Annotated in this window: 17 protein-coding genes and 2 tRNA genes; 8 read left to right on the top strand and 11 right to left on the bottom strand. The window is 57.1% G+C overall.

Features of this window, described 5'->3' with window-relative positions; translation table 11 throughout:
• Positions 1 to 62: 62 nt before the first annotated feature.
• Positions 63 to 860, top strand: coding sequence for a phosphoglycolate phosphatase (gph, locus tag AAC636_RS08625; RefSeq protein WP_340301201.1), 798 nt, complete (start codon positions 63 to 65; stop codon positions 858 to 860).
• A 30-nt stretch (positions 861 to 890) separates the two neighbouring features.
• Here gph and AAC636_RS08620 read toward each other — a convergent pair.
• A tRNA-Tyr gene (locus AAC636_RS08620) sits at positions 891 to 974 on the bottom strand.
• Between the two features lie 97 nt (positions 975 to 1071).
• Here AAC636_RS08620 and rlmB point away from each other — a divergent pair.
• Both rlmB and AAC636_RS08610 read left to right on the top strand, forming a co-directional pair.
• Entirely contained in the window at positions 1072 to 1857 is a 786-nt protein-coding gene (gene rlmB, locus AAC636_RS08615; RefSeq protein ID WP_340301200.1) for a 23S rRNA (guanosine(2251)-2'-O)-methyltransferase RlmB, read from the top strand.
• A gap of 16 nt (positions 1858 to 1873) precedes the next feature.
• Positions 1874 to 2164 carry a hypothetical protein gene (locus AAC636_RS08610; RefSeq protein WP_340301199.1) on the top strand — a complete coding sequence of 97 codons (291 nt, stop codon included), beginning with the start codon at positions 1874 to 1876 and terminating at the stop codon, positions 2162 to 2164.
• A 153-nt stretch (positions 2165 to 2317) separates the two neighbouring features.
• Here AAC636_RS08610 and AAC636_RS08605 read toward each other — a convergent pair whose 3' ends face one another.
• The 5 genes from AAC636_RS08605 to hisB are packed head-to-tail and all read right to left on the bottom strand — an operon-like array spanning position 2318 to position 5370.
• Positions 2318 to 2629, bottom strand: coding sequence for a phosphoribosyl-ATP diphosphatase (locus AAC636_RS08605; RefSeq protein WP_340301198.1), 312 nt, complete (start codon positions 2627 to 2629; stop codon positions 2318 to 2320).
• Positions 2626 to 3387: an imidazole glycerol phosphate synthase subunit HisF gene (gene hisF / locus AAC636_RS08600; protein ID WP_340301197.1), complete on the bottom strand. Its 762-nt coding sequence runs from the start codon at positions 3385 to 3387 to the stop codon at positions 2626 to 2628. Before hisF ends, AAC636_RS08605 begins: the two co-directional genes overlap by 4 nt.
• Positions 3387 to 4112, bottom strand: a complete 726-nt coding sequence (gene hisA / locus AAC636_RS08595) for a 1-(5-phosphoribosyl)-5-[(5-phosphoribosylamino)methylideneamino]imidazole-4-carboxamide isomerase (protein ID WP_340301196.1) — start codon at positions 4110 to 4112, stop codon at positions 3387 to 3389. Before hisA ends, hisF begins: the two co-directional genes overlap by 1 nt.
• 26 nt (positions 4113 to 4138) lie before the next feature.
• Positions 4139 to 4777, bottom strand: coding sequence for an imidazole glycerol phosphate synthase subunit HisH (hisH, locus tag AAC636_RS08590; protein WP_340301195.1), 639 nt, complete (start codon positions 4775 to 4777; stop codon positions 4139 to 4141).
• A gap of 5 nt (positions 4778 to 4782) precedes the next feature.
• The gene (gene hisB / locus AAC636_RS08585) at positions 4783 to 5370 is read right to left on the bottom strand and encodes an imidazoleglycerol-phosphate dehydratase HisB (protein ID WP_340301194.1); all 588 of its coding nucleotides are present in this window, start codon (positions 5368 to 5370) and stop codon (positions 4783 to 4785) included.
• 255 nt (positions 5371 to 5625) lie between these two features.
• On the opposite strand from hisB, the gene AAC636_RS08580 reads away from it, so the two are divergent.
• The 3 genes from AAC636_RS08580 to AAC636_RS08570 are packed head-to-tail and all read left to right on the top strand — an operon-like array spanning position 5626 to position 9091.
• Positions 5626 to 6585 carry a TAXI family TRAP transporter solute-binding subunit gene (locus tag AAC636_RS08580; RefSeq protein WP_340301193.1) on the top strand — a complete coding sequence of 320 codons (960 nt, stop codon included), beginning with the start codon at positions 5626 to 5628 and terminating at the stop codon, positions 6583 to 6585.
• The gene (locus AAC636_RS08575; protein WP_340301192.1) at positions 6585 to 7082 is read left to right on the top strand and encodes a DUF1850 domain-containing protein; all 498 of its coding nucleotides are present in this window, start codon (positions 6585 to 6587) and stop codon (positions 7080 to 7082) included. Before AAC636_RS08580 ends, AAC636_RS08575 begins: the two co-directional genes overlap by 1 nt.
• Before the next feature lie 20 nt (positions 7083 to 7102).
• Entirely contained in the window at positions 7103 to 9091 is a 1989-nt protein-coding gene (locus AAC636_RS08570; protein WP_340301191.1) for a TRAP transporter permease, read from the top strand.
• 82 nt (positions 9092 to 9173) lie between these two features.
• On the opposite strand, the gene AAC636_RS08565 is transcribed toward AAC636_RS08570, so the two are convergent.
• The 4 genes from AAC636_RS08565 to AAC636_RS08550 all read right to left on the bottom strand — a co-directional run bounded on the left by AAC636_RS08565 (position 9174) and on the right by AAC636_RS08550 (position 14665).
• Positions 9174 to 9248: transfer RNA gene (locus tag AAC636_RS08565), tRNA-Gly, on the bottom strand.
• Between the two features lie 190 nt (positions 9249 to 9438).
• Positions 9439 to 12882, bottom strand: a complete 3444-nt coding sequence (locus tag AAC636_RS08560) for a pyruvate carboxylase (protein ID WP_340301190.1) — start codon at positions 12880 to 12882, stop codon at positions 9439 to 9441.
• A 141-nt stretch (positions 12883 to 13023) separates the two neighbouring features.
• Positions 13024 to 13458: a hypothetical protein gene (locus AAC636_RS08555; protein WP_340255357.1), complete on the bottom strand. Its 435-nt coding sequence runs from the start codon at positions 13456 to 13458 to the stop codon at positions 13024 to 13026.
• A gap of 55 nt (positions 13459 to 13513) precedes the next feature.
• Positions 13514 to 14665, bottom strand: coding sequence for an alpha-hydroxy acid oxidase (locus AAC636_RS08550; protein WP_340301189.1), 1152 nt, complete (start codon positions 14663 to 14665; stop codon positions 13514 to 13516).
• A 111-nt stretch (positions 14666 to 14776) separates the two neighbouring features.
• On the opposite strand from AAC636_RS08550, the gene AAC636_RS08545 reads away from it, so the two are divergent.
• Positions 14777 to 17209: an ATP-dependent helicase gene (locus AAC636_RS08545; RefSeq protein WP_340301188.1), complete on the top strand. Its 2433-nt coding sequence runs from the start codon at positions 14777 to 14779 to the stop codon at positions 17207 to 17209.
• Positions 17210 to 17512: 303 nt separating this feature from the next.
• On the opposite strand, the gene AAC636_RS08540 is transcribed toward AAC636_RS08545, so the two are convergent.
• Entirely contained in the window at positions 17513 to 17734 is a 222-nt protein-coding gene (locus AAC636_RS08540) for a DUF1127 domain-containing protein (RefSeq protein WP_317655235.1), read from the bottom strand.
• A gap of 294 nt (positions 17735 to 18028) precedes the next feature.
• On the opposite strand from AAC636_RS08540, the gene AAC636_RS08535 reads away from it, so the two are divergent.
• On the top strand, positions 18029 to 19156 hold the full coding sequence (locus AAC636_RS08535) for an Mrp/NBP35 family ATP-binding protein (RefSeq protein ID WP_340301187.1): 1128 nt from the start codon (positions 18029 to 18031) through the stop codon (positions 19154 to 19156).
• Positions 19157 to 19224 lie beyond the last annotated feature (68 nt).

Below are 19224 nucleotides of genomic sequence, written 5' to 3'. Positions count from 1 at the left end.
AAGACGATGTCAGAATTCTGCTCAGACGCAGGGTGCACCTGTGATGTTTGTGCTTTTGCCATATGTCCCGTAACCCTTTGGACATCTTATGCTTAGGCCCGTTTCCCTGCGCTGTCACGGGGCAAATCACCACGCTGCCCTTGGCAAGGCCCTTTCGCGCTGCGATAGAGGGGGCAGATAGCAAGGGAATAGGGCAGGGGCAAATGGCGGCGATCATTTTCGACCTAGACGGTACGCTGATTGATGCGGCGCCTGATATTTGCGCCACCGCCAATACCGTCTTGGCCGAGGAGGGGGCCGCCCCCATCAGCCTTGATGAGACAAAGTCATTTATCGGCAATGGCGCGCGCGTCTTTGTCGAGCGGATGTCAAAGCTGCGCAACCTGCCTGAGGCGGGGTTTGAGGCGCGCCACCGCCGATTTCAACAGGTCTATGTCGAGGCGCATGATCACACCGTAATTTACGAGGGCGCAATGGCCGCGCTTGATGATTTGCGCGCGGCAGGGCATCGTTTGGGCCTGTGCACCAATAAACCGCTGCTGCCCACGCAATCGGTTTTGGCGCATTTCGATCTGGACGGCTATTTCGATCATGTCATCGCGGGCGATAGCCTGCCGCAGCGCAAACCAGATCCCGCCCCTTTGCAGGCTGTGATTGCGGCGCTTGGGGTTTCGCCTGTGATCTATGTGGGCGATAGCATGACCGATGCCCTGACCGCCAAATCGGCAGGCGTGCCGTTTTTGCTCTACACGGAGGGCTATAATCATGGCCGCTTGGCCGAGATGGAGCGCGCTGCAACCTTCAGCCATCACCGCGATATGGCCGCGCAAATTCAGGCAATTTTGGCCTGTGAGGCCTAAGCCAAAACACCAATTCCATGAGGGGGAAAATGGTGGGCGACCCTGGAATCGAACCAGGCATGGGTCTCCCCGGCGGAGTTACAGTCCGCTGCCGCACCTTGCAGCACGTCGCCCGACGCGAGAGGCGGGATAGCCGCCACAGGCCTCAGGGTCAAGGGCAAATGCGCGCTTTTGGCTTGCAGTTTTTCGCGCAGAGTGATCAAGGTCAGCCATGGCAAAAAAACCAACATGGGTGGTGGAAAAGGAACGCGGCGCAAAGGCGGCTGCGGCCGCTACGATTTGGCTGTTTGGACTGCACGCGGTGCGAGATGCGCTGATGAATCCTGCGCGGCAGAAATTGCGCCTGATTGTTACCAAAAACGCACATGACAAACTGGCCGATGCGATTGCAATGGCCGCGATTGAGCCAGAATTAGTGGATCCGCGCAAATTCAACGCGCCGCTTGATCCGCAATCTGTCCATCAAGGGGCAGCCCTCGAGGTTAAGGCGCTCGATTGGGGCAGTCTGGCTGATCTGGCGTTGTCGGATGGTCACGGGCCCGCGCGGCTGTTGCTGCTGGATCGGGTCACAGACCCGCATAATGTCGGTGCAATCCTACGCTCGGCCGAAGTTTTCGGCGCGCGTGCGGTGATCGCCCCCGCCCGCCATGCCGCGCCCGAAACAGGCGCGCTTGCCAAAACGGCCTCGGGCGCGTTGGAGCGGCAACCCTATCTGCGGGTCAAAAACCTTGGCGATGCGATAGAAGAACTTAAGGCGATGGGGTATATCTGCCTCGGCCTTGCGGGCGAGGCTGAGGATGAGATTGACAGCATCGCAGATCAATATCGGGATCGCCCCCTTGCCTTGGTTCTCGGGGCCGAGGGGCCAGGATTACGGGAACGCACCCGCGAGTTGTGCGACCATTTGGTCAAAATCCCCTTTTTGGGCGAGTTTGGATCGCTCAATGTCTCAAATGCGGCGGCAGTCTCCCTATATGCGGTAAGAGCAAAACCGTAATGAGGAGGGGGTGCCAATGCCCCATGATCGCAAAATTGCCACCTGCTGCTATTGCGGGCGGCGCACGGTTCTGGAACTAACCGCCCGAGGTGGGCATGAACTGGCCTGTGGATCATGTGGCGCGCCTTTGCATGAAATGAAGGCGCTGAAACCCCCAAGCGGGTCAGCGAAATATGCGCTGCCAAAACCGCGCCCCGTTACAGAATTTGGCCAAGGACGCAAGAAATCCGCTCAGAAGAAAAAGAAGAAGCTTTGGAAAAAGGCCTTTGGCGAGATTTTTGATCGGGTCGAAGACATCCTCGACTGATCTCACAAATTCGTGGGCGGGTCTTTTTCGCGCGCTGTGCATTCATATCTTTAACACATGCCAACGTGGCTGCGGAACGCCATGTTGGGCAATGTTACTGTCCCTCGTTCCGTAACTTATCGCCTGCGCGCCTTTGGCCCGCAGGCGTTTTTTTCAGCGGTTGGCTTTCTCGGAAATCCCGCTTTGGCTTGTGCGGCGCTCAAGCTCTGTAAGGACGTCTGAGAGCGCAACATCGCGCGCGGCAAGCATGACCATCAAGTGATAAATCACATCGGCGGCCTCCCGCGTCAGCGCCGCCTTGTCGCCCTTTACGGCCTCGATAATGGCTTCAACCGCCTCTTCGCCGAATTTCTCGGCGGCTTTTTTGGGGCCTTTAGACAGGAGTTTTGCTGTCCAACTGCTTTCGGGATCGGCGCCTTTGCGGGCTTCAATCGTTTTCGCCAATTGGATCAGAATATCACTCATGTCAGCCTCATTGGGATGCCTGCCTTGGCCATATGCGCCTTGGCTTCGGCAATCGTATAGGTTCCGAAATGAAAAATCGAGGCGGCTAAAACCGCACTTGCCTTGCCGATGGTCACCCCTTCGACCAAGTGATCCAAATTCCCCACCCCGCCTGAGGCGATCACGGGCACATTCACCGCGTCAGAAACCGCGCGGGTGAGGGGCAGGTTAAAGCCCGATTTAGTGCCGTCCCGATCCATTGAGGTCAGCAAAATCTCGCCTGCGCCTTTTTGGGTGACCAGTTTTGCGAATTCCACCGCATCAATCCCCGTGGGTTTGCGCCCACCATGGGTAAAAATCTCCCATTTGCCTGGGCTGACGGTTTTGGCGTCAATGGCCACGACAATACATTGGCTGCCGAATTTATCTGCCGCGCGGGTCACCACATCGGGGTCTGCTACAGCCGCGGAATTAAAGCTGACCTTATCGGCGCCTGCCAGAAGCAGATTGCGGACATCTTCCACTGTGCGCACCCCACCACCTATGGTCAGTGGCATGAAACATTGCTCTGCGGTGCGGGTGGCCAGATCATACATGGTGCCGCGGTTTTCATGCGTGGCATGGATGTCTAGGAAACACAGCTCATCCGCGCCTGCCTCATCATAGGCGCGGGCTTGTTCGACAGGGTCGCCTGCATCAATCAAATCTACGAAATTCACACCCTTCACCACGCGGCCATCGGCCACGTCCAAGCAGGGGATGATCCGTGTCTTGAGCATTACGCGCCCTCACGCAACGCGGCCAAGGCCGCCGCTAGATCAATCGCGCCATCATAGAGCGCGCGGCCCGAAATCGCGCCTGCAATTACGCCTGTGTCGCGCAATGCGATGAGATCAGCCAATGATGACACACCGCCCGAGGCAATCACAGGCAGTGTGGTTGCGCGCGCCAAGGCCTCGGTCGCCTCGATATTTGGGCCAGCCATTGCGCCATCGCGATTAATGTCGGTGTAGATAATCGCGGCCACGCCTGCATCCTCAAAGGATTTGGCCAAATCGGTCACCATGATATCGGTTTCTTCGGCCCAACCACGGGTGGCCACACGGCCCTCGCGTGCGTCCAAACCCACAGCGATTTGATTGGGGAAGTGGCGCGCGGCTTCGCGCACCAAATCGGGGTTTTCCACGGCCACGGTGCCAAGAATGACCCGCGATATGCCGCGCGTAAGCCACATCTCTATCGTGGCCATGTCGCGGATACCCCCGCCAAGCTGCGTTGGCACATCGACATCCGCCAAAATTGCCTCAACCGCAGCGCCATTAATGGGCGCGCCTGCAAAAGCCCCATTAAGATCAACCAAATGCAGATATTCGCACCCCGCGTCCACAAAGGCGCGCGCTTGCGCGGCAGGGTTGTCGTTGAACACGGTCGCTTGTTCCATTTCGCCTTTGTAAAGGCGCACGGCCTGTCCATCTTTAAGGTCAATCGCGGGATAAAGGATCATCTTATCTATGGTCTTTCTAACCGAGGTTACGGCGCCCAATTGAGGAAATTTGCAATCAGGCGCAACCCCGCCTCTTGGCTTTTTTCTGGGTGAAACTGCGTGCCGATCACATTGGCATGGCCCACAATTGCGGTGACATCGCCGCCATAGTCACAATGGGCCAAACGATGGGCGGGGTCGCGCATCTCCATATGATAGGAATGCACGAAATAGGCATGCGCGCCGGTGGCAATACCCTCTAAAACGGGGTGGGGTTGGTCGATGACCAGATCGTTCCACCCCATATGTGGCACTTTGAGGGCGGGATCATTGGGTGCGATCTTGCGCACATCGCCCGCGACCCAACCAAAGCCTGTGACGGTTTCATATTCATGGCCCTCATTGGCCAACATTTGCATTCCCACGCAAATGCCCAAAAAGGGAATAGCGCGTTTGGTCACCGCTTCGACAATCGCCTCCTCCAGCCCGTCAATCGCGGCGAGGCCGCGGCGGCAGGCGGGAAACGCCCCATCGCCTGGCAAGACGATACGGCTTGCTGTTGCCACATCCTCGGGGCGGTTGCTGACCCGCACCATGCCTTGGCCCGTTTCGCGCGCCATGCGTTGAAAGGCTTTTTCCGCCGAATGCAGATTGCCGCTGTCGTAGTCAATCAGAACGGTGGTCACGGCGATTACAGCTTGCCCTTGGTGGAGGGGATTGCGCCCGCACGGCGCGGGTCTTCTTCCACCGCTTCGCGCAGCGCACGGGCAACGGCCTTAAAAGCCGCCTCTGAAATATGGTGGCTGTTGACCCCGTCAAGCTGTGCAATATTCAAGGTGATCCCCCCATGGGTGGAGAGCGCCTGAAAGAATTCGCGCAGAAGTTCGGTGTCGAATGTGCCGATTTTGGGGGCTGTCATGGCCACATTCCATACCAGATAGGGTCGCCCCGAGAGATCAAGGGCCGCCCGCACCAAGGCATCATCCATCGGTAAAAGGCAGGCACCGTAGCGGCGAATCCCAGCCTTGTCGCCAACAGCCTCGGCAATTGCCTGACCAAGCGCGATCCCGCTATCCTCGACTGTGTGGTGGTCATCAATGTGCAAATCGCCCTGCGCGCGCAATGTGATATCGATCATCGAATGGCGAGCCAGTTGTTCGACCATGTGATCAAAAAAGCCGACCCCTGTTTTCACATCATAGGCACCAGTGCCATCGAGATTGATCTCAACCTCAATGGATGTCTCGGTCGTGCTGCGGCTGATCTTTGCGCGGCGCATGGGGCATATCCTTATCGTGTGCTGTGTCACAGGGGGCTTATAGGCGGATGTGGCTTTCGTGCCAAGCCCGCCAATGCGCGGGACAAATTTACGCGATGTGTCGGGTCTGACACGCAAATCTCGGGCAGATGCGTCCTTTTCCGCCCATTGGTTCGGGGCTCTCGGAAAACCAGAGCGAAATTAATATTTGATCCCTTGCCCCATCACCTTAAATTCCCCTCCATGATACCGTTAATTGTCTAGGGAGGACATCGGATGAAACACACGCACAAACTGGCCTTTGCCTTGGCCCTGCTCGCAAGCCCCGTTGCGGCGCAAGAGCAGCTTTCCATCGCCACAGGCGGCACGGGTGGCGTTTACTATCCCATGGGGGGTGGTTTGGCTGAGGTGATCAACAATTACGTTGATGGGTATTCTGCAACAGCCGAAGTGACCGGCGCATCAGTCGAAAATATGGGCCTTGTTGCCACAGGGGACGCAGATCTGGCGATTGGTTTAGCCGATACTGTGTTTCAGGCGCAATCAGGCACAGGTCGCTTTGAAGGTCAGCAGCTTGAGATGATCCGCGGCGTTGCGGTTCTTTACGCAAACCTCGTTCAGATCGTGACCTTGGCCGATAGCGGCATCACCACGCTTGATGATCTGGTGGGCAAGCGCGTGTCAGTCGGCGCGCCCGGTTCGGGCACCGAAGTTAACGCAGAGGCTATTTTGACCGCCAATGGCATTTCCTATGATGACATTGACGAGCAGCGCCTGAACTTTAACGAAACCGCAGATGCATTGGCCAATGGCGATATTGATGCGGGTTTCTTCTCGGTGGGTGCGCCGACCTCGTCTATTTTGAACCTCGCCACCACCAATTCAATCCGCATGATCGCCCTCAGCGAAGAGGAGATTGCCGCAGCGCAAGCGGCTGATCCGATTTTCGCCAGCGCCGAGTTGGCAGGCGGCCTTTACGAGGGGGTGGATGCACCCGTGGCAGGTTTGGGTATTCCAAACGTCTTGGTTGCATCCTCTGAGATGAGCGAAGACACGGTTTACGAGATCACCAAATCGATGTTTGAAAACATTGCAGATCTGCGCGCCGTGCATCCTGCGGCAAACCAAACCGAGATCAGCTTCACTTTGTCGGCTTCTCCGATCCCGCTGCATCCTGGTGCAATTCGGTATTACGAAGAAACAGGCGCAACAATTCCTGACCGTATGCGCCCCTAATGTTGGGACGTAATGCAAAGGGGTGGCGCATCTGCGCTGCCCCTTTTTTCCCTTTGATGGCAGGGGCGGCGCTGTTGCTACTGCCGCAGACCAGTCATGCCGCATTGCTCGAGGTAAGTTTGGCCGAGACCGGCGCGGTATTGGCCGAAATTGACCTTCCTGATCCCGCTGAATGGTGTGTGCTCTGGCGGCATTCCGTCAAAGGGTTTGAAGTGCAAGATTGCTACGCGATGCAGAACGGGCAAATGGTGCTTGTTTGGTCGCATCTGCCAGATTTTGCTGCGGGTCTTGACCATATCATTGGCCGCGGTCGACAAATCTCTGACGGGCAGGGCGGTTATATCATTGAAGACATTAACGAGCCTGTCGCAGGCAATGCCTATATCTTGCGGCCAGGTTCGATGGCGGTGGATCACCGTATCCACGCGGGCGCGACTGAAATCTCGCTCTCGCGCATGGCAGAACATCAGCGGGTGCGCATTGCGCTGATCCCGTAACGAACAAAAGGATTTGGGGTATGGCAGATCAAATCGACATCACAGATATCGGCCCAAAAGATGCGGCTGAACCGAAATTGATCCTGCGCTTGATCGCTGTGGTGGGCATCGCGCTGTCGCTGTTTCAACTTTACGCTGCGGGTGTTCAGCCCTTGGGGCTGTTCTATCAAAGGCCCATCCATTTGGGTTTTATCCTTGTTCTGTGTTTCTTGATCTATCCGCCCCGTGGCCGCGCCAAAGGGCGCAGTCCCTTAGAATATGCGATAGACGGCTTTCTCATTCTGGCCTCTATCGCGGTTGGGGCTTGGGTGCCTGTAAACATTGACACAATCGCAAATCAAATCTTTCCCCGCGACATCGATGTTGCAATGGGGGTTTTGACTGTTCTCTTGGTGCTTGAGGCTGCGCGCCGCGCGGTCGGTTGGGTGATGACGGTGATCGCGGGCGTTTTCTTGCTTTATGCTTTTGCAGGGTCGCGCGGGGAATTACCGCTTTTGGCAGATTTCATGCCCGGCATCCTAAACCATCGCGGCTATTCCTTGGATCGCTTGGCAAGCCAAATGACTTTGGGGGCCGAGGGGATTTATGGCATCCCCTTGGGTGTGGCTGCGACATTCATTTTTGTATTTGTTCTCTTTGGCGCTTTCCTTGAGGTAACGGGCGCAGGCAAATTTTTCATTGATCTGGCCTATGCGACAACAGGCCGTCAACGCGGCGGGCCTGCCAAGGCGGCGGTTGTTGCCTCTGCGGGGATGGGGTCAATCTCAGGCTCGGCCATTGCCAATGTGGTCACAACGGGGGCCTTCACAATCCCGCTCATGAAAAAACTGGGCTATCGCCCTGCCCAAGCAGGCGGGGTAGAGGCCGCTGCCTCAACGGGGGGGCAGATCATGCCGCCCTTGATGGGGGCAGGCGCCTTTTTGATGAGCGAATTTACCCAATTGCCCTATGTTCACATCGTGTTGGTGTCGATTTTCCCTGCCTTTCTCTATTTTGGGGCTGTTTACCTGCTTGTGCATATCGCGGCTGTCAAACAGGGGATGCGAGGCTTGACTGCGGCAGAACTCCCCAGCGTGCGCCAAGTGATGCGCGAAGGGTGGCATTTCATCTTTCCGCTTGTGGCGCTCATCTTTTTATTGGTGGCAGGATATTCACCGATGCGGGTGGGGTTCTACGCGATTGTGGCTGTGATGGCGGCGGCAGCGGCACGCGCGCTTTGGACATTTTCAAAGGACGCGCCCAGTGTCGAAGGCTTTGTCGCCCTGTGCAAACGTGGCGGGGCCTTGACCCTTGAGGCGCTTGAACTTGGGGCGCGCAACGCGGTTGCCGTTTCAGTCGCCTGTGCCGTGGCGGGGGTGATTGTGGGGGTTGTCGGGCTCACAGGGTTGGGTCTGAAATTCTCGGCCATGATGTTGGCCTTCTCAGGCGGCAATCTGTTCTTGGCGTTGATCCTCGTGATCTTAGCCTCCTTGATCCTTGGTATGGGCCTGCCTGTCACCGCGGCCTATATTGTTTTGATCATCTTGGTCGGCCCTGCCTTGACCACGGAATTTGGCGTGCCACTGTTGATCGCGCATTTGGTGGTGTTTTGGTATAGCCAAGACAGCAACGTCACCCCGCCTGTCGCATTGGCAGGGTTTGCAGGCGCGGCCATTGCAGGATCAAAACCCATGGAGACCAGTTTTCAGGCGTGGAAATACGCCAAGGGCCTCTATCTGATCCCGCTCTTCATGGTCTATAATGATGAGATCATCCTTGGTGGCCCGCTGCATATGGTCATTTTTGCAGGCATCTTGGCGCTTGCGGGGATTGTGGCCTTTGCCGCCGTTCTCGAAGGGTTCCTCTTCACCACCATGGCGCTTTGGCACCGTGCGGCGCTAATCCCTCCGATTGTTGCGGTCTTTTGGTCATCGGCCATGGTTGAGGCGCTCGGTCTTGTCGCGATCTTTGCGCTTTTGGGGCTTAACTGGTGGCAGGCCAAGCAGCACCCCTATCAGGCAAAAACCTAAGCGGTTGGGTCTGATCATGACACAAGAAAAAACCCTCTCGTAATTGAGAGGGTTTTTTTCTGAAATCTTCGATTTTGAAGATTGGAGCGGGCGATGAGATTCGAACTCACGACCCTTACCTTGGCAAGGTAATGCTCTACCCCTGAGCTACGCCCGCTCTTTGAAGAGGGGTTTTATGACCATGGATCGGGGTTTGCAAGGGGGAAAGTCCACAATGCGCGCGTTTTTTTACGCCATTTGACATGCGCATTTTTGATCTGATTTTAGGCTAGGAAAATCCCCGCCACAAGGCCGTGGCCACAGGGCGGGGGATGTTGCGGCACTATCCACAGCGCCGCAACAATCTCTTAGGCCTCAAACTCGATAAGAAGGTCTTTTGCGTCAATTTGTGCGCCGGGGGTGACATGCACAGATTTGATTCGACCATTGCGTTCCGCGTGCAGGCCTGTCTCCATTTTCATCGCCTCGATGGTCAGCAAAAGATCGCCTGCCTTGACCTCGGCTCCGTTTGACACGGCGATTGAGGCCACAACCCCCGGCATAGGCGCGCCGATATGGGCAGGGTTGCCGCCTTCGGCCTTGGCGCGTTTGGTGCTGCTTGCGGCGGCTTTACGATTTGGCACCCGGATGGTGCGGGGTTGGCCGTTCAATTCAAAGAAGACTTTGGCCTCACCTTCTTCGTTTGTGTCCCCAACTGCTTGCAATTGCACAACCAGCGTCACACCTGGATCAATTTCGACTTCGATTTGCTCGCCAACATCCATCCCATAGAAAAAGGTTTTTGTAGGCAAGGTGCGCACAGGGCCGTAATCGGCGTGACGCATGGCGTAATCGGTAAAGACCTTGGGATACATCAAATACCCGTTAAGGTCTTCATCATCGACCGCCTCATCAAGTGTAGCTTCCAATTCCTTGCGCTTGGCCTCTAGATCAACGGGGGGCAGATGCTTGCCGGGCCGTTCGAAATTTGGTGCCTCGCCTTTGAGAACCTTCGCCACAATTGCAGGGGGGAAGCCACCATGCGGTTGGCCCAAATTGCCGCGCATCATGTCGATCACGCTATCGGGGAAGGAGACGTCTTTCTGCGGGTCTTCAACATCGGTGCGGCTCAGACCTTGGGACACCATCATAAGGGCCATATCCCCGACCACTTTGGAGGATGGCGTCACTTTGACAATGTCGCCGAACATTTGGTTCACATCCGCATACATCTGCGCCACTTCGTGCCAGCGTTCTTCAAGGCCCATGGAGCGCGCCTGTGCCTTGAGATTGGTGAATTGACCACCTGGCATTTCGTGCAAATAGACCTCGGATGCAGGGGCCTGTAGCCCTGATTCAAAGGCCAAGTAATGGGCGCGCACCGCCTCCCAGTAATCCGAAATCTCGCGGATTGCCGCGATGTCCAGACCTGTGTCGCGTTCGGTATAGCGCAAGGATTCCACGATCGTGCCAAGTGTCGCTTGGCTGGTATTGCCCGACAAGGCATCCATGGCGCAATCGACCGCATCAACACCTGCCGCACTGGCCGCCAGAATGGTGCCAGAGGCAACACCTGCCGTGTCATGGGTGTGGAAGTGGATGGGCAGATCAACCGCATCCTTCAAGGCGGGGATCAGCACCGATGCCGCGGCAGGCGTCAACAATCCCGCCATATCCTTCAGGCCCAAAACATGCGCCCCTGCGGCCTCAAGCGCCCGGGCCATATCGACATAATATGTGACGTCATATTTCGCGCGATTGGGGTCAAGGATGTTGCCCGTGTAGCAAATCGTGCCTTCACAGATTTTGCCCGTTTCACCGACCGCATCCATGGCCACGCGCATATTCTCAACCCAGTTGAGGCTGTCAAAGACACGAAAGACATCGACACCCGACTGCGCCGCCTGTTTGACGAAACTTTGCACCACATTGTCAGGGTAATTCGTATAGCCCACACCATTCGAGGCGCGCAAAAGCATCTGTGTCATGATGTTGGGCATTTTCGCACGAATATCGCGCAGGCGCTGCCATGGGCATTCCTGCAAGAAACGATAGGCCACATCGAATGTCGCCCCGCCCCAACATTCTACGCTGAACAGCTGCGGCAGTTTCTCGGCATAGGCAGGGGCCACTTGAATCATATCATGCGAGCGCATCCGTGTCGCAAGCAGCGATTGGTGGCCATCACGCATGGTTGTGTCAGTGATCAAAAGCCGTGTTTGATCTTTCATCCATTTGGCAACCGCAAGCGGGCCTTCACGCTCAAGCAGCTGCCTTGTGCCATCGGTGACAGGATCGGTTCCCACACGCGGCGCGCGCGGTGGTTTAAGATCAGCCGCAGGGCGGGGGCGGCCAACCGTTTCAGGATGCCCGTTCACCGTAATATCCGCGATATAGCGCAAGATTTTGGTTGCGCGGTCGCGGCGCGGCGCAAAGTCAAAAAGTTCTGGCGTGGTGTCGATGAATTTCGTTGTATATTCGTAATTCAAAAATGTTGGGTGTTTGAGCAGGTTTTCGACAAAGGCGATATTGGTCGAAACCCCGCGAATACGAAATTCGCGCAAGGCCCGATCCATGCGCGCAATCGCGGCCTCGGGCGTGGGGGCCCATGCCGTCACCTTTTCCAAGAGGCTATCATAATAGCGCGTAATGACCGCGCCCGAATAGGCCGTTCCGCCATCAAGGCGGATGCCCATTCCTGTTGCCCCGCGATAGGCGGTGATGCGGCCATAATCGGGAATGAAATTGTTGGTTGGGTCTTCGGTTGTCACGCGGCACTGAATGGCATGGCCCGAAAGCGTGACCTCATCTTGCGCCGCGACGCCTGTGGCCTCAAGCAGGGTTTTGCCTTCGGCAATCAAAATCTGGGCGCGCACGATATCAATGCCCGTGACCTCCTCGGTCACAGTATGCTCCACCTGCACGCGCGGGTTTACTTCGATGAAGTAGAAATTCCCGCTGTCCATATCCATTAGGAATTCAACAGTGCCCGCGCATTCATAGCCCACATGGGCCGCAATCTTGCGACCAAGATCGCAAATCTCGCTGCGCTGCGCCTCGGTCAGATAGGGGGCAGGGGCGCGTTCAACCACCTTTTGGTTGCGCCGTTGCACCGAACAATCGCGTTCATAGAGGTGATAGATATTGCCATGGCTGTCGCCCAAGATCTGCACCTCAACATGGCGCGCGCGGGTGATCATCTTTTCAAGATACCCCTCGCCATTGCCAAAGGCGGCTTCTGCCTCGCGGCGACCTTCGCGAATTTTTGTTTCAAGCTCGTCTTCGCCAAGGATTGGGCGCATACCGCGCCCGCCGCCGCCCCATGAGGCCTTCAGCATCAACGGATATCCAATTTCGCGCGCGACTTCGCGGGCGCGGGCCATGTCATCGCTTAAAACCTCGGAGGCGGGGATCACGGGCACCCCTGCGGCAATCGCCACCTGCCGCGCGCTGGCCTTGTCACCCAAGGCGCGCATCGTGTCGGCTTTCGGGCCAATAAAGGTGATACCTGCCGCGGCGCAAGCCTCGACAAAATCGGGGTTCTCGGACAAAAGCCCGTAGCCGGGGTGGATGGCATCAGCCCCCGCCATCTTGGCCACGCGAATAATTTCAGGGATCGACAGATAGGCCGCAACAGGCCCCAAACCTTCGCCCACCTTATAAGCCTCGTCTGCCTTAAAGCGGTGCAGCGACAGCTTATCTTCTTCGGCATAGATCGCCACGGTGCGTTTTCCCAACTCATTGGCCGCGCGCATGATGCGGATGGCAATCTCACCGCGGTTGGCGATCAGGATTTTCTTGAATTCGGGCATATCATGTCCTTGAGCTGTCAAAACGGGAGGGAGGGGCAAGGAAACTCAGGTCGCGCGGTTCGGCCACTTGTCACAAAACTTTTTTATGATCTGTTCTATCGTCATCGCTGCAAAGCAGCATTAACCGCAGTGTGGCAAGAGTCAATCAGCCGTGGAAATGGGGTTTTGTCTTTTTGATGTATAATTACTGAGCAGATCGTTTTCGATGTGGCTGCTGCGAAATGGCGCGGTGATTTGCAGACGGATCAGGAAATCCAAATCGATCACGCGGTAAGCCACGCCCGTGGCACGCGCTGCGGTTTCAACCTGAAATTCGGTTGGGTCTTCGCGCCCGTCCGTGTCGATCAAGATCACCATGGGCGCGCGATCCAATAGCGCGCCGTAAAACAAGGCCTGTTGCAAACTGTCGAGGGACGAGCGGCGATCATCCAACCCGATTTCGATGGCATGGGTGTCTGTGACGCAATCCACCCGCACATAATGGGCGCTGTCGTTCAAGCTATAGGGCAGGCGCAATTCGGCCTCGCCGCCAAGCAGCATCGCGCAAACAATCGGGATCAGGTCAGCCTCATTCATGGAGGCCATGTTAACATTTGTTAACAGGCACGGCGAGACTAATTGCCCACTTTGGTTAAAGGGTTAACAGCCGCGCGGGCAAGTCGGCAAAGCGGCGCGCGCCAATCTGCGCCATGTTTGAAATCATGTCTTTGCGCAAGAGGTCAACCAAATGGTCAGGGCCATCCGCGCCAAGCGCACCGAGCGCATAATGCCACGCACGGCCCATCATGACAAAATCTGCGCCAAGGGCCAAGGCGCGCAAAATATCCAATCCACCCTCAATCCCACTGTCAAAAATGAGGGGCAGGGTGGTGGCGGGGCGAATGGCGCGCAGGGCGTCAAGCGCCGCAGGCGCACCATCAAACTGACGCCCCGAATGGTTCGATACCCAAATCGCGTCAGCCAGATCATCGGTTTGGGCTTGGGCCGCGACCTCAGACTCCATCACGCCTTTCAGGATCAACGCGCCCTGCCATTCCTCGCGCAAAATGCGCAGATAGTCCCAATCTGGGGCGGCGCGCAGAAGGTAACCGATATGCGCGGTTGAGGGCAGGGTGCCGCCCGTCATTTCTTTGGGCGCATAACCATCCATCAGCCGCATCCGTGGCATCCCGTGTTTTAGGGTGCCAAATGCCCAAGACGGGCAGCGCGCCACCTGTAGCGCAAGGCGTGGGGTGAGGCGCGGGGGCTGTGTCAGCCCGCCCCGCGTCTGCCTTTCTCGGCGGCTTGCGGCAGGCACATCCACAGTCAACACCAGCGTGTGAAACCCTGCCCCTTTTGCGCGCGCAAGCATATCGCGCCGAATGCCTGCATCGCGCGGCGGATACATCTGAAACCACCCTTGATTGCCAATGTGATCTGCCACCTCTTCGGGGGTGCGGGTGGCCACAGTCGAAAGGCAGTAGGGCATCTGCGCCCGCGCGGCGGATGCTGCCAAAATCCGCTCTGCATCGGGCCAGACAAGGCCTGACATCCCCACGGGCGAGATGCCAAAGGGCTGGGGATAGTCCCGCCCCAAGAGGCGGCAGGACAGGTCAGGTGTAATTTCCCCGCGCAAGGCTGCGGGCTGCATCAAGACGGCATCAAGCGCGGCACGATTGCGCCGCAGCACGGACTCGCTGCCAGTGGCGCTGTCGAGATATTCCCACACGAAATGCGGAATCCGCGCACGGGCACGCGATTTGAGATCGCTTAGGGCGGGATAGCGGCTGTGAAACTGCGTCATGGCGGCGATCCTGTGCGCAAAATTTAACCCTTGTAAACCCTGACATAAGGTTTTGCGAACAATTACAGAACATATCTTTTCGAGCCGTGCGAATATCGTTATGGTCCGCTCATGAGCAGTTCTAAAAATAACACCCTTGCCGCCACCGTTCCCCTGTCGCAGAGGGCCGCCGCTCTGCGGCCCACGCCCTATTTGGAGGGGTTGAACCCAGAGCAGCGCAAGGCCGTAGAAACCTTGGACGGCCCCGTGTTGATGTTGGCGGGCGCAGGCACGGGCAAAACCCGCGCCTTGACCGCGCGGATTGCACATTTGATCTCCACAGGCCGCGCCACGCCGCGCAGTATTCTGGCCGTAACCTTCACCAATAAAGCCGCGCGCGAGATGCGCGAACGCGTCAGCGCGGCCCTTGGTCATCCGACCGAAGGCATGGCCTGGCTTGGCACGTTCCATTCGATCTGCGTTAAACTTTTGCGCCGCCATGCCGAATTGGTTGGGCTGAAATCCAATTTCACGATTTTGGACACGGATGATCAAATCCGCCTGCTGAAACAATTGATCGAGGCCGAGGGCATTGACGGAAAGCGCTGGCCGCCACGGATGTTGGCGGGGATCATCGATCATTGGAAAAACCGCGCCTGGCGTCCCGATACGCTGCCCGCCGCTGAAAGTGGGGCCTTCAACGGCAAGGGGCCAAAGCTATATGCGCTTTATCAACAGCGCCTTGCCGCGTTGAATGCCTGCGATTTTGGCGATTTGCTTTTGCATATGGTAACCATCTTTCAGGCGCATGAAGATGTTTTGCAGCAGTATCAGCGCCAGTTCGCCTTTATTTTGGTCGATGAATACCAGGATATCAATGTGGCCCAGTATTTATGGCTGCGTCTTTTGGCACAGGGGCATTCCAATCTTTGCGTGGTGGGGGATGATGACCAATCCATCTACGGATGGCGTGGGGCCGAGGTGGGCAATATACTGCGCTTTGAGGCGGATTTCAAAGGTGCCGCCGTAATCCGCCTTGAGCAGAATTACCGCTCGACTGGCCATATCCTAAAGGCCGCCTCTGCGGTGATTGCGGGCAATTCGCAGCGTCTTGGCAAGGAGCTGTGGACAGAAGGCGAGGACGGCGCGCCTGTGCGTCTGATTGGCCACTGGGATGGCGAGGAGGAGGCCCGCTGGATCGGTGAGGAGATCGAGGCGCTTGGCATTGGCACGCGCGGATTGCGTGCGATTGGCCCCGAGGAAATTGCCATTCTCGTGCGCGCCAGCCATCAGATGCGCGCCTTTGAGGATCGTTTCCTCACCATTGGCCTGCCCTATCGCGTCATCGGTGGCCCGCGCTTTTACGAGCGGTTGGAAATTCGTGATGCCATGGCCTATTTCCGCCTCGTGATCAGCCCTGAAGATGATCTGGCCTTTGAGCGGATCGTGAACACCCCCAAACGCGGGCTTGGCGACAAGGCGCAGGCCACCATCCATGAAATCGCCCGCCGCAATGGCGTCAGCCTTTTGCAAGGGGCGGCAATGGCGGTGGAAAGTGGTGCGATTGGCGGCAAGGGCGGCAAGGAATTGGCCCGTTTCGTGCTGCAGATTGCCGATTGGCGCAATCTAATGCGCGAGGGTGCGGTTGCAGGCCCCGCCACCGATGCTCTGATCGAGCGCGAAAACCCCGAAGGTCTGAGCCATATCGAATTGGCCGAAACGATTTTGGAGGAGTCGGGCTACACCGCGATGTGGCAAAACGACAAAACCCCCGAGGCCCCAGGGCGGCTTGAGAACCTCAAGGAATTGGTCAAGGCGCTTGAGCAGTTCGAAAACCTGCAAGGCTTTCTCGAACATGTCAGCCTGATCATGGATAATGAGCAAGATGATGATCAGGCCAAGGTCACCTTGATGACTTTGCACGCGGCGAAGGGTCTGGAATATCCCGCAGTCTTTTTGCCAGGTTGGGAGGACGGCCTGTTCCCAAGCCAGCGCGCGATGGATGAAGAAGGGATCAAAGGATTAGAGGAGGAGCGCCGCTTGGCCTATGTGGGTATTACACGGGCCGAGGAGCTATGCACAATTTCCTTTGCGGGCAATCGCCGTGTTTACGGCCAATGGCAAAGCCAGATGCCCTCGCGCTTTATCGATGAATTGCCCGAAGCCCATGTCGAGATTTTGACCCCGCCGGGCCTTTATGGTCATCAAAGCCACGGAATGGAGCAGTCTGCGTCACCTGTTTCTCAAATGCAGATCGCCTCGAACCTGCCAGACCGCGCAGCGCAGGCAGATGCCTATAATTCACCGGGGTGGCGGCGCTTACAGGCGCGACAGGGGGAATATGGCCTCAGCCAACCCCGCGAAAGCAAGCGCGCGGGTTTTGACGAGGCGGCAACGGTTCCTTTTGATCTGGGCGAGCGCGTCTTTCACCAAAAATTTGGCTATGGGGCAATTACCGCGATTGAGGGTGACAAGCTTGATGTGGCTTTTGACAAGGCAGGCGTGAAAAAAGTGGTGGCGCGCTTTGTTGTTGCGGCGGACAGCGCGGGCGATCAGCCCTTTTAAACGCAGCTGATCTTAGCATTTCGAAAATAAAAAAGCGGTGATGCCAAGGGAGGAGGAGGCATCACCGCTTCTTTTTTTCAACCACACCCCCAAGGGAGGAGGAAGAGGGCGCAGTTGTGGCGGCGCGGATCCTAAGGGAGGAGCGGATCCTTGCCGTGATACGGCCCCAAGGGAGGAGGAGGGGCGCGTCCTTGCGGGTCTTTTGACCCTTGTTCTTGCGAGAACCACTAAGGGAGGAGGAAGTGGTTCCCGCTAAATCCCGCGCTTCAAGGGAGGAGGAGAAGCGAGAGATGTTCCCTTGTTTCAGGCGTAACGCCCGTAAGCAGCCTCAAGGGCGATGTTGCGCAGGTTGCTGCGCGCGATGCCCAAATCGGCCAGCTCGCGGTCGCTCAGGCTATTCAGCTCATCAAATGTGCGCTGATAGACGCGGCGGGCTTTGATCGCTGCTGTCAGGTGGGATTTCATTTCCCCCAGACGTTCGGCGAAGCTCAAGCTCGGTGCGTGGCGTGTGGCAAGATAGGCCATTTCAGTATTCCTTAGTTCATATTCATAACCGCTCGCGCTTTTGGGTTATCCGAAGCGCTTTGGTTCCAAGCCATGTTGGCCTGACACGGATGAATGTAGGTAATTGCTGCGATTGCACAATAGGCCTTCTTATCAATTCTGCTATGCAGCAAATGCATAGCAAATGCTGACCTATTTCATAATTTTGTCACTTTCGTGATTTTTGTTTATTTTATGAGCAAAAGAGGGGGTTGCAGCCGCGCATGCGCCGCGCGACATAAGGACGAGTGAGCCAAAACGTGGAGTTGCCACCCAATGTCGGACGGAAAGTCGCAGATCACCCGCGCAGAAGTTGATGCATTTTTGGCACAGTTTGCCCTTCCAGACGGCGGAAATCTGATTTCCCGCGATATGGTTCGAGCGTTGCGAGTCGAAGATGGCCGCATCACATTCATTATCGAAGCAGAAACGCCGCAGGCGGCGCGCGCTCTCGAGGGGTTTCGGGCCGCGTTGCAACAGGCCCTTGAAGCGCAGGCGGGGGTGACCGCCGTTTCAATAGCCCTGACCGCACCGACCCAAGCCCCTCAGCTAGCCCCTCAGCAAGCGCCGTACTCTGCGAAACCTGCGCCCGATGGCCCCCCAAGTCTGAAAATCGGGGGCCATGCCAAGCCGCAATCGGAGCCGATGAACCCCAAGGGCGTTGCGCGGATCATCGCGATTGGATCGGGAAAAGGGGGTGTTGGGAAATCGACATTATCTTCTAACCTCGCCGTGGCCCTTGCGCGGCAGGGGCGCAAAGTGGGCCTGTTGGATGCAGATATCTATGGGCCTTCTCAGCCGCGCATGATGGGTTTGACCAAGCGCCCCGCTTCGCCTGATGGCAAAACCATCCTGCCTTTGCACAATCATGGCGTCACATTCATGTCGATTGGTCTGATGTTGCCCGAAGAAAAGGCTGTTGTTTGGCGCGGGCCGATGTTGATGGGCGCTTTGCAGCAAATGATGACCCAAGTTGAGTGGGGCGAATTGGATATTCTTTTGGTCGACCTGCCGCCTGGAACGGGGGATGTGGCCATGACCCTGTGCCAGCGCTCAAAGCTGACAGGTGCGATTGTTGTCTCTACCCCGCAGGATGTGGCCCTTCTGGATGCGCGCAAGGCGCTTGATATGTTTGCCACCCTGAAGACCCCCGTTTTGGGTCTGGTCGAAAATATGTCGGGCTTTGTTTGCCCCGAATGTGGGCATGAGGCGCATATCTTCGGGCAGGGCGGCGTGGCGGCTGAGGCCGAAAAGATGGGCGTGCCGTTTTTGGGTGCTTTGCCGATCTCACTTGAAACACGCTTAGCGGGGGATGCCGGCACGCCGATTGCCGCCAGCGAGGGCGCGGCCGCCGAAGCCTATGCACAATTGGCCGCCCGTCTTGTGGCTGGTGGTATGGCATAATCACCTAAAAACCAAAGATGATTCGTGCAATTGGGCGCGAAAACGCGCTGATTTTGCGAGATCTGGCG

The sequence above is a fragment of the Roseobacter sp. HKCCD5988 genome, from assembly GCF_037830355.1.
Classification (GTDB): Bacteria; Pseudomonadota; Alphaproteobacteria; order Rhodobacterales; family Rhodobacteraceae; genus M30B80.
This window is presented reverse-complemented; position numbering and strand designations above follow the sequence as displayed.

Excerpts from the sequence above, each read along its gene's own strand:
- AAC636_RS08535 (WP_340301187.1), top strand. The coding sequence starts at position 18,029 with ATGTCGGACGGAAAGTCGCAGATCACCCGCGCAGAAGTTGATGCATTT.
- AAC636_RS08560 (WP_340301190.1), bottom strand. The coding sequence starts at position 12,882 with ATGCCCGAATTCAAGAAAATCCTGATCGCCAACCGCGGTGAGATTGCC.
- AAC636_RS08540 (WP_317655235.1), bottom strand. The coding sequence starts at position 17,734 with ATGGCCTATCTTGCCACACGCCACGCACCGAGCTTGAGCTTCGCCGAA.
- hisF (WP_340301197.1), bottom strand. The coding sequence starts at position 3,387 with ATGCTCAAGACACGGATCATCCCCTGCTTGGACGTGGCCGATGGCCGC.
- hisA (WP_340301196.1), bottom strand. The coding sequence starts at position 4,112 with ATGATCCTTTATCCCGCGATTGACCTTAAAGATGGACAGGCCGTGCGC.
- AAC636_RS08575 (WP_340301192.1), top strand. The coding sequence starts at position 6,585 with ATGTTGGGACGTAATGCAAAGGGGTGGCGCATCTGCGCTGCCCCTTTT.
- AAC636_RS08570 (WP_340301191.1), top strand. The coding sequence starts at position 7,103 with ATGGCAGATCAAATCGACATCACAGATATCGGCCCAAAAGATGCGGCT.
- AAC636_RS08555 (WP_340255357.1), bottom strand. The coding sequence starts at position 13,458 with ATGAATGAGGCTGACCTGATCCCGATTGTTTGCGCGATGCTGCTTGGC.
- AAC636_RS08545 (WP_340301188.1), top strand. The coding sequence starts at position 14,777 with ATGAGCAGTTCTAAAAATAACACCCTTGCCGCCACCGTTCCCCTGTCG.
- rlmB (WP_340301200.1), top strand. The coding sequence starts at position 1,072 with ATGGCAAAAAAACCAACATGGGTGGTGGAAAAGGAACGCGGCGCAAAG.
- gph (WP_340301201.1), top strand. The coding sequence starts at position 63 with ATGTCCCGTAACCCTTTGGACATCTTATGCTTAGGCCCGTTTCCCTGC.
- AAC636_RS08550 (WP_340301189.1), bottom strand. The coding sequence starts at position 14,665 with ATGACGCAGTTTCACAGCCGCTATCCCGCCCTAAGCGATCTCAAATCG.
- AAC636_RS08610 (WP_340301199.1), top strand. The coding sequence starts at position 1,874 with ATGCCCCATGATCGCAAAATTGCCACCTGCTGCTATTGCGGGCGGCGC.
- AAC636_RS08580 (WP_340301193.1), top strand. The coding sequence starts at position 5,626 with ATGAAACACACGCACAAACTGGCCTTTGCCTTGGCCCTGCTCGCAAGC.
- hisB (WP_340301194.1), bottom strand. The coding sequence starts at position 5,370 with ATGCGCCGCGCAAAGATCAGCCGCAGCACGACCGAGACATCCATTGAG.
- AAC636_RS08605 (WP_340301198.1), bottom strand. The coding sequence starts at position 2,629 with ATGAGTGATATTCTGATCCAATTGGCGAAAACGATTGAAGCCCGCAAA.